The sequence below is a fragment of the uncultured Bifidobacterium sp. genome, assembly GCF_945269915.1.
GTDB lineage: Bacteria > Actinomycetota > Actinomycetes > Actinomycetales > Bifidobacteriaceae > Bombiscardovia > Bombiscardovia indica.
This window is the reverse complement of record NZ_CALYOY010000022.1, coordinates 1-12,392: the sequence shown is the minus strand read 5'-3', so window position 1 is coordinate 12,392 and position 12,392 is coordinate 1. Positions and strand designations below refer to the sequence as shown.

General features: G+C 53.1%; 8 protein-coding genes. 1 reads left to right on the top strand and 7 read right to left on the bottom strand.

The window, feature by feature from the left end; translation table 11 throughout:
* Window positions 1-122 precede the first annotated feature (122 nt).
* Complete coding sequence (locus Q0K62_RS05310; RefSeq protein ID WP_297316943.1) at window positions 123-2,138, top strand: glycosyl hydrolase 115 family protein; 2,016 nt, start codon at window positions 123-125, stop codon at window positions 2,136-2,138.
* Between the two features lie 402 nt (window positions 2,139-2,540).
* Here Q0K62_RS05310 and Q0K62_RS05305 read toward each other — a convergent pair whose 3' ends face one another.
* The 7 genes from Q0K62_RS05305 to Q0K62_RS05275 form a co-directional block, all read right to left on the bottom strand.
* A complete protein-coding gene (locus Q0K62_RS05305; RefSeq protein ID WP_297316961.1) occupies window positions 2,541-3,791 on the bottom strand; it encodes an extracellular solute-binding protein in 1,251 nt (416 codons plus the stop codon).
* Window positions 3,792-4,014: 223 nt separating this feature from the next.
* Window positions 4,015-5,052, bottom strand: a complete 1,038-nt coding sequence (locus tag Q0K62_RS05300) for a LacI family DNA-binding transcriptional regulator (RefSeq protein ID WP_297316942.1) — start codon at window positions 5,050-5,052, stop codon at window positions 4,015-4,017.
* 206 nt (window positions 5,053-5,258) lie between these two features.
* Window positions 5,259-6,014: a DUF624 domain-containing protein gene (locus Q0K62_RS05295; protein ID WP_297316941.1), complete on the bottom strand. Its 756-nt coding sequence runs from the start codon at window positions 6,012-6,014 to the stop codon at window positions 5,259-5,261.
* Between the two features lie 43 nt (window positions 6,015-6,057).
* Window positions 6,058-6,975 (bottom strand): carbohydrate ABC transporter permease, encoded by a 918-nt coding sequence (locus Q0K62_RS05290; RefSeq protein ID WP_297316940.1) that lies wholly within the window; start codon window positions 6,973-6,975, stop codon window positions 6,058-6,060.
* A 5-nt stretch (window positions 6,976-6,980) separates the two neighbouring features.
* A complete protein-coding gene (locus Q0K62_RS05285; protein WP_297316939.1) occupies window positions 6,981-7,952 on the bottom strand; it encodes a sugar ABC transporter permease in 972 nt (323 codons plus the stop codon).
* Window positions 7,953-8,247: 295 nt separating this feature from the next.
* Window positions 8,248-10,590 carry a right-handed parallel beta-helix repeat-containing protein gene (locus Q0K62_RS05280; RefSeq protein ID WP_297316938.1) on the bottom strand — a complete coding sequence of 781 codons (2,343 nt, stop codon included), beginning with the start codon at window positions 10,588-10,590 and terminating at the stop codon, window positions 8,248-8,250.
* A gap of 286 nt (window positions 10,591-10,876) precedes the next feature.
* On the bottom strand, window positions 10,877-12,190 hold the full coding sequence (locus Q0K62_RS05275; RefSeq protein WP_297316937.1) for an ABC transporter substrate-binding protein: 1,314 nt from the start codon (window positions 12,188-12,190) through the stop codon (window positions 10,877-10,879).
* Between the last annotated feature and the right edge of the window lie 202 nt (window positions 12,191-12,392).

Here is a 12,392-nt window from a genome sequence, read left to right as displayed (position 1 = left end):
GTAAACGGCATCAGGAAAACAACAATTTACGGCAACAATAATGGTTTTTTCAGAAATCATGGATACCCTGTATTGCATAGGGTATTAGCGGTCAACAATGACCGCCTGGTTCTGGAGGAACTATGTCCATCACAATACGGTCAACCACCAAGATACTTTGTGACAGACCCGGCACATCCGTAGAGTACGCCATCGACGACATCAGGCGGGATCTGGCCTCGGTACTGAAGCCAGGCACCGAGGAAGGTTCACCCGTATGCCTCGTGCAGACCAATCTTGAGACCGAGGCCTACAGGATCAGTGTCGCAGATGGTTCGCTATGCATCGAAGCAGGCGATGACTTCGGTTTCATCTATGGTCTGTATGCTTTCAGCAGGACTGTCCTGGGGGTCAAGGACCTCTGGTTCTGGAACGACCAGCATTTCACCCAGGTCGACTCGATACCTTTGCCGGACTCATTCCAATTGGAAAGCACGAAAAGCGCCGTCCGATACCGCGGCGTCTTCATCAATGACGAGGTGCTGCTCGAGCATTGGCAGGTGGAAAACGACCCGGACCTTCCCTGGCGTTTGGCCTTCGAAACCATTTATCGTCTGGGTGGCAATCTGGTCATCCCCGGTTCCGGACAGCGCGGGGAACCGCATCTGGCCCTGGCCCGACAAATGGGACTCTACATCAACCAGCATCATGCATGCCCGCTGGGTGCACGTATGTTCGCTTCAGCATTCCCCAACCTGGAGCCCAGATGGCCTGAGGAACGTGACCGATTCGAGTCGCTATGGCGAGAGGCGATCAATGCTCAGAAGGGGCAAAAGACGCTGTGGACCCTAGGCTTCAGAGGGCAGGGAGACAGACCCTTCTGGGCCTCTGATCCCCGCTACACCGATGATAGGGACAGGGGAAACATCCTGACGGAAATCATCAGGCGCCAGTACCAACTCGTCCAGGAAGCAGAACCGGGAGCACCCTGCGTCGTGTACCTGTACGGAGAGGTCATGGACCTCTATCGCAAGCACCTGCTCAGCCTGCCCGCGGGAATCACCAAGATCTGGTCGGACAACGGTTACGGTCGAATGGTCTCACGCCGTCAGGAGAATGATGATCCCCGTGTTCCCTCCATGCCGGACGGACACGGCAACAATGGAATATACTTCCATGTCAGTTTTTATGACCTCCAGGCGGCCAACCACATCACCCCCCTGACCAACGACCCTCGCACGATAAGCAGGGAGCTGACCGAGGTGCTGGACCACGGCGGAGATCAGGTATGGATTATCAACGCATCCAACATCAAGCCCCACGTCTACATGCTCAACCTGATTGCTTCGATGTGGAAAGCAGGAGGCATCGACGTCAGATCGGAAACCGACCAGTATCTTCGCCGGTATTATCGCTGTTCCAACAGCCGACCCCTGTCGAAGCTCCTTGATTTGTACTATCAGGCAGCTGTGCAGTATGGACCGCATTGGGATCAGCATGCAGGCGAGCAGTATTTCAATTACGTACCCCGCGTGCTGATCACCCAATTCCTCAAGGATCAGGAATCCCCAAGTCCGGAATTGCAGTGGATGAGTTCAGGGTCATGCCTTGCCGGCCAGATTCATGATTTCCAAACGCGAATAGAACCCTCGGTGGAACCATATCGACATCTGGATACTGAGGTAAGGCGGGAAGCTCTGACGATGGAGTTGGCCGGTAATGTGGATGGCGCCACTCTTCTCAGGGACAATCTCGGGGTTGCTGCAGGAATCTACCGGCATTGTTCTCGAGCCTCATTACTCATATGCAAGGCGTTGACCGCCGCCAGTAGGGGAAATTATCGCAGCGCCTTCTATCTGGCAGGAGCCGCCAAGGAGGGGTATCTCAAGGCCGACCAGGCCATGCGCTCACGCGAGCACGGAAAATGGCAGGGGTTCTGGTCCAATGACTGTCTGACGGATGTCAAGCAGTCTGCATGGGTATGTTCCAGCCTTATGGGGTATCTGCGCTGCCTGGGTGATGGTCCGTATTTCAACTCCTGGAAACGGGATTTCACCTACCCACGCGACGAGCAAAAGGTGTTCGTTCTGACCAACATGGAAAACCACGAGACAGACGAACAGATATACCAAGCCATGAAGCGGGTCTGGGAAGGCTGATCGACATCACTTAGACCCACCGTATGAACCTGTACCGGCGCGTCTGTACAGTCATTCAGAATTCCTACGTGGGGTACGCCATGCCATAGCTCACGTTCCCGGGCTTCCAGAGCCATGACTATCCGTATGGGCGACAACACGGACAGCTGCGGCATCGCATTGGTCAGGCCGACTGTGCGCAAATCCCAAGCCGACCATCCCTTATTCACAGCATCCTGCGACGTGTGGTCTCTGCACATCATACAAACCCCTACTACAGGTGGACACCCTGCGGATCCAATAGACAACACCGGTATCGATGAAGCAGCAAGCCGGGAAAAGAACGACCCGGCATCGTCAAGAACGACGCCGGGTCAATGTGAAGCGTGTGCCTATCCATCCACTGACAGACACGACACCTCCTTATCGAGAAAGCGAGGAATTGGCCTCATCCTCAAACTGCTTCGCCGCCCCTTCAGCATTGATCTTCCTGTACAGGAGCGCCTCCTCGATCTGCGGCAAAGTCTGGGTATTGACGGTTGCTGCAGAAGCAGGAGATGGAGGGTTGATGGCCGAAGATTGAGGAATCACCACATCATTCATGAATGTGATGACCTTCTTCTCCTCAGGGCTCAGCATAGGGGTAATGGCCTTCAAGGACTCCGATGCAATCGGGAGGCCCCGATCGGTCAGCATGGCCTTGACGGCTTTCTCATTGTTGGTGTAGAAATCGATGTACTTGGCAGCAAGCTTGGGGTTCTTACAGCTCTTGGAAATGGAGAAGAACATGCCGGGCTTAACATAATTGGCCTTCTTCAGATTGCTTGACGGCCAAGGTGCCAGTTCCAGATCAGCATCCTTATTGACTTTCTGAAGGGCCGTGAGCTGGGAGGTGAACTTCATCGAGACCCAGGACCGACGACCCGGATCATTTCCATACACCAGTGGATCCTGTTCAACAGACCCAGTCTGGATTTCCGTAAAGACATCGGGGCCCAGGTGCCAGCCCTGGTCGATTCCATCTTGATACACTTTGAAGTAGGGTTTCAGATCTGCAGCATCGACACCGAGCTTCTTCGACTTGAAGAGTGTCTTACCCTCGCCTCTCAGGACGTACTCCAACAGTTCGGAAGCTTCATAATACCGGAAATTGGTTTTATATCCGGTTTTCTCGTAGATGGTCTTCGACATCTTTTCGAATTCGTCAAGGGTCATGGACTTGGGCATGGTCAGTCCGGCCTGATCCAGAACCTTCTTGTTGTAAATCAGGGCCGGTGACGAAGATCCAAGGGAGAGGGCATAGGTCTTGCCATTCATCTTTCCTGAATTCAGGACGTTCTTGTCAATCCCCTTGGTTTTTATGGTCCCATCCGAAATATAATCGTCCAAAGCCTGAAGTTGTCCATTCTCGACATACTGCTGTAGATAGGAGTAGTCCATGGCTACCACGTCAGGCATTTGTTTCCCGGCAACCTGAGTGGACAGTTTCTTCCAGTAATCGTTCCACTCGAAGAAGGATCCCTTGACTTTCACGCCCTTGTTGGCCTCTTCAAAAGCCTTGTTGACCTTGGCCTGACGGGCGTTACGATCCTGATTCCCCCACCAGGCCACAGACAGCTCACCTGAATCGGCACTGCTATCGCCGCCTTTCGAACCGCCTCCACAAGCGGCCATCGATATCAAGGTGGCACCGATTGTGGCGATGGCAAGTAACTTTCTTGTGTTCTTCATCGAACTACCTTTCTACTCAATGGGGCTAATGCACAGCTACCACCATTTAGCATCAGCTTAGCAAAGAAGTAGAAAATTACATCTTGAGTTGCCAACTATTTCAGAAAATGCAATAGCATTGTTCCATACTAAGGCGCCATGAGCAGATCCCAGGAGGAAGTAGCATTTATATGGTCCCTTGGTCCAGATTCCTGGACGGGGGCGCCGTTGATCCCCGAGTCAGCAGAATCTCGGGGATCACCAGCCTCTCGGGAATCCGGTCTGATTCCTTTCCCGCACCCGGATCGGCTGATGCGGGAAACTCACGGAGCATGTCGATGAGTATCCGCATCGCTGCCGCCCCAAGTCGTTCCTGCCTTACGTCAACAGTGGTCAGACTGGGTCTTACTGCTCTCGAAAGCACACTGTTGTCGATGCCGATCAGGCTACAGTCCTCCGGTACCTTGCGTCCGCGCTCTTTAAGACTGCTTAACAGACCGGCAGCCATCAGATCGTTGAAAATCACGATCCCCGTCAAATCCTGCTCCAGCATGACGGCGTCACAGGCATTGACCCCGCCCCCGTATGATGGCTCGAAAGGACCAAGGACCATGCTTTCCAGACCGTATTCTTCAACGCTATCGGTAAAAGCGTTGATTCGTTGCGTATTCGTCCAGGAACGATCAGATCCGCCAACATAGGCCACTCGCCTGTGCCCCAAGGAGGCCAGGTGCCGAACTGCCTGAGTCATGCCGGATCTGTCATCGGCACAGGCCGACATGTACCCGTCAAGTTGCTTGGAGACGAAAACCGTATTATCAGGTGAAAACCGCCGACGCAGAAAATCGTCGTCCAAACGCGGTGCAATGACTACCTGTCCTGCAGTCCCTGCGATCATCCTCTTGATGACAGTATCCGGGTCCCCACCATCCAGGTCATCGATGACCATCCGGCATCCGGCCCCTTGAGCAACTGAGAAGAGTCCCTTAAGAAGGTCGGCAAAGTAGAAATTCCCTACATCGGTCACAAGGATTCCTACGCTTCCGGAACGTGAGAGTGTGGTCTTACGGGAAGATGCGCCAGATTTGTAGCCCATACTCTTAGCTACGGCCTTGATTCTGTCTCTTGTCTGGGTTTTGACCAATCCACCATTGAGGGCGCGGGAAACGGTCGCGGCAGATACACCGGCCTGCCGGGCAACATCGTGAATTGTCGGTTCACTCATGGTTTATCCTTGCTTTCCCTCATTTCCATGAACAGCTTAGCAGCAATCATAAAACAAACGGCATGGTGATCCATGCTTCCAGCCCCCGCCATGACACATTCGAACACCTACGATTCTGAGTGGGTATGGGTTCAGGAGCATGAACGACGGGGAATCGTACACCAGGTCTTGCCGACCACTCGCTTTGAGTCTGCAGAAACCTGTTCCTATGCCTTGTTTTCGCCTTCAGCGGTCTTTGCCGCATCATCCTTGAAAACATATCGATGAAGTGCCTGCCAGGCTGCCTGATTCCCTATCAAACCGAGAAAAGAGAAACCCAGAATCGGGATTATCGGCGACGTATATGGCAGTCCCACATAGAGCAAAATCAGAAAGGCGGCATCCAGGAGAAGCACAAGAACTGAGTAGGGCAGGCACAAAAAGACCAGCAACAACGAATTGTTGATAAGTTGACGCACCCCAAGATCCGTGAAAGCGATCATCGGGAAAAGATAGACCGTTCCTAGCAGCAGTACTGCTGCCAGAAAGAGGCAGAGCCCACCAAGAATACTCCCGAAGGACAGACCGGAACGGGGATAGAACCAGACCCCGAGTAAAGAAGCGACAACCGCCAGCAGAAAAAGCCAACCCACCAGACTCGATCGTTTCCATTCATCAGTGAATGCATGACGGTAGTGGTACACAGGATAGCAAATCCGACGGTTCAGCATCAGGCCAAGCACCTTGCTCATGGCCGTCATGGCACAGGGTATGGTTACCACAGGCAGACAGGTGACCACAAAGAGAAGATTCAGACCAACCAATCTGCCGAAGTGCCATTTGAACATCGACAAGAAGAGCAGAGGACCCTTCGGATCGTTCTTGCCTGCTTTTTCAGGGCCTTTGCTTCTGCCATAGAAGAAACCATACAGATTCATAGGCCGGGGCCCCCAATCGATGATGACACGAATGGTCGAGTACATATCATCATAAATGTCATCCTCAATCGAAGCACCCCGGTTTCATTCAGCCCTTAAGCCCGGATGTGCTTACACCTTCAACCAGATAGCGCTGGAAGAAGAGGAATATCAGCACACTGGGAAGAATGGAGACCGAAGCCATGGCGAACATGGCACCATAATCCGAACTGGAGCTGGGGTCGGCAAACAGCTTCAGGGCCAGCGAGACAGGGTATCGTTCCGTATCCGACACATAGAGCAGTGCCGAAAGGAAATCGTCCCAGCGCCACATGAAGGAGAAGATGCAGCCGGTCACGACAGCCGGCGTTATCAGTGGGCAGATGACCCTGAAAAAGATGCCGTAATAGGAACATCCATCCAACTTGGCCGCCTCATCCAGAGAACGAGGAATTCCATCGATGAAATTCATAATCAGGTATATGAAGAACCCCTGGATGGCGAAGCAGTAGGGGACGATTAAGGGCAGGTAACTGTTTGTCCAACCCAACTTCTGATACCAGAGATACTGAGGGACCATCAGCACTTGGGCCGGCAACATCATGGAAAGAAGCATGGCGACAAAGAGAATTCGTCTGCCGGGGAACTTGAGCCTGCTGATGGCATACGCCACTATGGCTGAAGAGGCTATCGTACCGATGGTGGCGGTAATGGAGATAAACAGGGAATTACCGATATACCTGAAGAACGAGGTTCCAGCGAACCCCTTGAACCCATTGAAGTAGTTGTCCAAAGTCCAATGGGTCGGAATCAACTGACCGGATGTGGCCAGCACCATGGCTGTGGGCTTGAAGGAACTGAGGACCATCCAAACAATCGGATATACCATCAATAAGGCGCAGAGCATTACGATCACATGGTAAAGGATGCGCTGCGGCCTGATGTGGTGCTTCGACGAAAGACCCTTGTCGTCGGAATGGCTATTGGACATCATGGGATCATTGTTGCTGACTGTTGCGATGCTCATATCAATCAGGCCTCCTCGTCATAGACCCAGAAGCGTTTGGTGAGGAACAGCACCCCTGTATAAATACCGATCAGGAGTAGCATGACCCAGGCCAGAGCGGCACCATACCCTGCATGATAACGGGTAAACGATTCGTCATACATGTACACCATGAAGAAGAGCGTCGTGTTCCTAGGCTTGCCCTGGGTGATGATATAGCACTGGGTGAAGGCCAGGAACCCATTGATGGACTGCATGACCAGGTTGAAGAAGATCGTAGGAGTCAGCAGGGGAAGAGTGATCTTCCAGAACTGCGACCATTTGTTGGCCCCATCAACACTCGCGGCCTCATACAGTTCCGAGGGAATCTGTTTCAGAGAGGCCAGGAAGATCAACATGGATGAACCAAACTGCCAAACCGCGAGAATAATGAGGGTCCAGATGGCCGAGGACTCATTTCCCAGCCAAGCAAATTGTGTATGGATCCCGAAGAGACCCAACGCCTTATTGACCACTCCGTCTGCAGCAAACATCTGCTTCCAGAGAATGGCTACAGCGACCGATCCACCCAGGATGGAGGGAAGGTAGAAGGCCGCACGATAGAATCCCGAGATTTTCGAATTCCTCAGAAGAAGCAAGGCTACAAGGAGTGCGAAAATGAGCCTGAGCGGAGTTGATATAAGTGCAAAGAAGAAGGTCACACCGAGCGACTGCCAGAACAGCGGATCCTTGGTAAACATCCGTATATAGTTGTCCAACCCGATGAATCTGGGTTCGCCGATAATGTTGTAGTCGGTGAATGTGTAATACAGAGAAAGGGCAAGCGGAACAACCAAAAACATCAGGAAGCCGAAGATAAAGGGGGCAGAACAGACCACCCCGGCCACCTTTTCCTTTTGCAGAAAACGAATCAACCTGCCGTGCGAACGGAACTTGACTCCCGATTGCGGAGGGTTTGGCATCCCACCGGATTGTGTGACTGTTGCTTGAATTGCCATACTCAAACCTCCAACCTATGTGTATCCGATGCAATCAAGGACAGCTCCATCAACGGACTCATCCCGGTGATTCCCATCAGGAGGCAAATCTTCCACTGGCCGGTATATGCCGACATTCGCTCTTCCTCGAACTTTCTTCTCTGACTGGGAAAAGCCCGGTCATAGGAATCCGAGATGAAGACCATGGGGGCTCCTACAGTCATATGCTACCTCACATTGTGAACAATAAAGCATTTTTTCTGTTTTTTTCATGAAACTGACTTTTGATATTTCATCAGCTACACAGAAAATCACCCTATCCTTTCCTGACCTCAACCCGGACCTGCTGGAAAAATCTCATTCCCGACCAATCCAACATGAACTCCAAAACCCATCTACCAGACTCGGTTGGGATCCAGGTACATATGTGCCCATCAAAACTTGCCCCTGCAGGCAAATGCCGGGCGCTGACAAGTCCCTCTTCAAGATCGGCCTCTATTCCCGGATTGCGGACCGAAACTGTAATGTCAAGCCGCTCCCCTGGACGAATCCTGTAGATTTGCTGCGCTTGGAAATACGGGGGATGGACCGTCGAGGGCAGACGGGAAGGTCCTGTTAGCCTGGTTGTATAGGTATACCCAGAAGCCGCATCCGCCCGGTTGGGATAAGGGTAGAGATCGTCAGGAGGGGTCCCTGGCTCAGGAGAGACCAGATTTACATCCTCCACGTCCATTTCCGGCGGTATGACAAGGTCCTCTACGCCGGTTCCCATATAAGGTTCATTCCGGACATACTCGAATCCGGTCGGTCGCTTCCATGCGTCGGAAACACGGATCAACCGCGCATTCCGACCTGCATCCACCGCCTTCAGGCGGCCTTTCCTGACATCGTCCAAAACCATGGTTGGACGTGAGTCAGGCACCTGATAGTCGACAGAAAGGCCCGACAGATAAAAATCATCCATATGCCTGGCATAGAGAGCCGAAGCCGGGAGGATGCCGAACTGGACCGGCTCGGGGTACTGTGTTACATCCTCCGGCACGTTGAAGGGATCGTCCAACCATCCACCGGATTGCTGATCCCACCGAACACGGGGAAGAAGGGCCTCATCAGCCCTGTTGTGCCGTTCCGCCATCCATTGGACCGGCTGCCTGACCGTCGGCCAATCGCCTTCCTTGCACAACCACTGAGTTGTAATCTGACGCTGCTCAACAGCGTCGTCAAGACTCAACCCACCTCTGAATTCCAGGTGAATGTTTTCCAGGCGTATGTCCTGCAGTCTTCCATCCAGACATCCTGCAAGGATGATTGGATAACGCGGGTCAAGGTCGGTGGCATTCAGACCTCTCACCCGCACGTCCACCGCACGAGCACAGCGGGCGGCACCCACGGCGTTGCCCATGCTTTCCTTGTCGGCGGGGGTCAGGGCCTTCCCCATATCCGGACCGTAGATACCTTGGCCAGAGTCATACCGTATGGGATGGTCCGCTCCATCCGGCCCCCTCATCCAATTGGATGGATTGACCCTGGTAGGATTCTGCTCATCAACAAGTTCAACCAGATTTCCATCGGCCAACCTCACCTCGTTTGTGTTATATGAAGGCACGAAACGACGAATCGGATAGAGGTCAAGCCCCTTGGTATTCGGCAGTACCCACTCCGGCTGATCCAGCCGGACATCCCCGTCGACCGCGACCGCATCGTTTCCGTCCAGACCTGTCACGGGATAGCGGGCGCGATCACCTGTCCTGATGAAGAGCGGACAGGTCACATCCTTCATATCGATATCCTCAATGAGCACATGACGTACATCGGACCCATCGCAGGCTTCTACGGCCAGACCGAAACAATGCCTGAAACTCACCCTGCGGATGGTCACCCTTTCATACCCGCAGGTGGCCTCCGTGCCCAACTTGACTCTTCCAATCGGGTTGATTCCCGGATGACAGGCCACCCTGTCTACGCTGGGGCTACCAGCCAGGACAGATCCCACGTCATACCCCGAGACCTCACAGTCCTCAATCAGGACATTGCTGGTAGGAGCAAACCGCTGTGCCCCCATCGACGCCTTGACGACAATACCGTCATCGTGCGGTGAATTGACCTGGCAACGACGCACGGTCACATCCGTGACCGAGTCGAGGTCAATGCCGTCCCTGTTGGTATCAATCAGAAGGGAGTCGCAGAGCAGATCGCTGGTATCGGTTGCGATAATGGCGAAGTGGCCGCCTGCAAGGAATTTGAATCCAGACAGAACGACACGCGTGCTCCGAAAAAGGGCTATCCCCTTGTTTCCGAACCATTCCTCCCGGTACCCGGGTTTGAAACGAGAATCGGGATTCCGAGGATCGGAATACGACAAGGCCTCATGGCGGTTTCCCTCAGAGTCAATCCAACTGCCATCCAGGAGTCCGGGTCCCGATATCATCGCATCATGGATCCGGTCCCCCCAGATCAGACAGTTCCGCAGATAGGAATGTGCATGGTCCTGGATGCCGACATAGGGATTTATCTCCGGTTCCAGGTAGTTGCCTCCCTGGCCTTCTTGGGTGAACCGTTCCCCCTGGACGTCGCAGATCCCATGTCGGATATCAGTCCGGGCGGCGGCCAGAACGGCTCCTTCACACATATAGATGTTCACCCGGCTGCGCAATTGCACGGTATAAACCTCATACCGTCCAGCCGGCACAGTAACCGTGCCGCCCCCGACTTGCTCAACATGCTTCAGTGCAGCATTGACGGCCCGGGTGTTGACAACCGGACCGGCTTGCGGATCCGCTCCGAAATCACTGATCGAGCAGGTGTCAGAGACACGAAGATCCGCTGCCCGTATCATGCATCCGGTGGCAACTTCGGTCTCGGTCGTTTCCATTTTCTCACTACCATATTGATAAGCGGTCATCCCAGCATCGACCGGGATGACCAGCACTCTTTCCGAGTCTTGTTCATCGGGAACTGGACAGACTTTGATTTGCCTGTTCGTAGAACTGCTTTGCCGCCTCCTTGGCGGTAATCTTGCCATAGCAGAGATTCTCTTCGATGGCGGGCAGTATCTTGCTGTCCACCTCCGTGACTCCGCTTGGGGCGGGTGGGTTGATGGTGGTGGACTTGGGAGCGACCACCTTCTGGACAAAATCGATGGAGTCTTTATCGGGCTGAGTCAAATCGGGCTTGATGGCATCCAAGACCTTGTCACTGATCGGCAAACCACGATCAGTCAGCTGAATCTTGTTAGCATCTACATTATTAGTATAGAAATTGATCCATCTGGCCGCCAGGTCGGGGTTCTTTGAGTTCTTCGAGATGACCCACAGCATACTTGGCTTAAGATAGTTGGACTTGGCCACGTTATCGGACGGCCAGGAAGCCATGGCCAGCTTGGCCCCATTCGGCGCCACTGGTTGGTAGGCCACGAACTGTGATGACCATCTGAAGGTGCACCATGACATTCTGGAGGGGTCGGTACCATAAACCAACGGATCCTGCTCCACCGACATGGCTTTCAGTTCAGTGAAGACCTTAGGATCCAACTGCCAGCCCTCCTTAATCCCATCCTCATAGACCTTGAAGTAAGGCTCCAACTCAGTGGCCGAATTGACCCCGAGCTTGTCCTTCTGGAAGAGCACCTTCCCCTTGGCGCGGAGCATATAAGCCAACTCGTCGCTGGTTTCGTAATAACGGAAGTTGGTCTTGTACCCAGACTTCTGGTGAATTTGCCGACTGATGTCCTCGAACTGCTCGATAGTCATGTTATTGGGGACAGTGATCCCCAAACTGTCGGTCAGCGTCTTGTTGTATACGAGAGCGGGAGCGTTGATGGCCGCCGTCAAGGCGTACTGAGTGCCATCTATTTTGCCCTGATCAACCACTTTCTTGTCAACATGGGACACGTCAATGGTCTTATCCTTGACATATTTGCCCATGTCCAGCAAAAGACCATTATCCTTGAACTGTTGAAAATGCGCGAGCTCGATTTGCATGACATCCGGCATCGTCTTACCTGCCGCACCCACTGACAGTTTCTGGTAATAGTCCGCAAATTCTGCGAATTGTCCATCAATCTTGACACCCTTGTTCTGCTTTATGAACAAGTCGTTAATCTTCTTGGTTCGCTCATTGCGCTCCTGGTTCCCCCACCAGGAAATCGTCAGATGCTGATCGGAATCTGCCTTCTTGCTACCACCGCTGCCGCAGGCTCCAACCAGGGTCAAAGAAGCGGCTAAAATCGAAGTCAATATAACTCTGGAGCGGTTTTTCACGTTTCCATTCCTTTCACGTCACGACGGTCATCGTCGCTGATGCAATGAGTCCACTTTGAGAAAGCGGAACAAAGAATCCTGATCAGCACTTCCTAATCAGGATTCCCGTCAATTGCGCTTTACGATTTGTATCATAAATCACATATTGGAGGGTCAAACTGGTTTGTTGCCAAAGTTTGCCCTTCCGATTTGACGGATCATC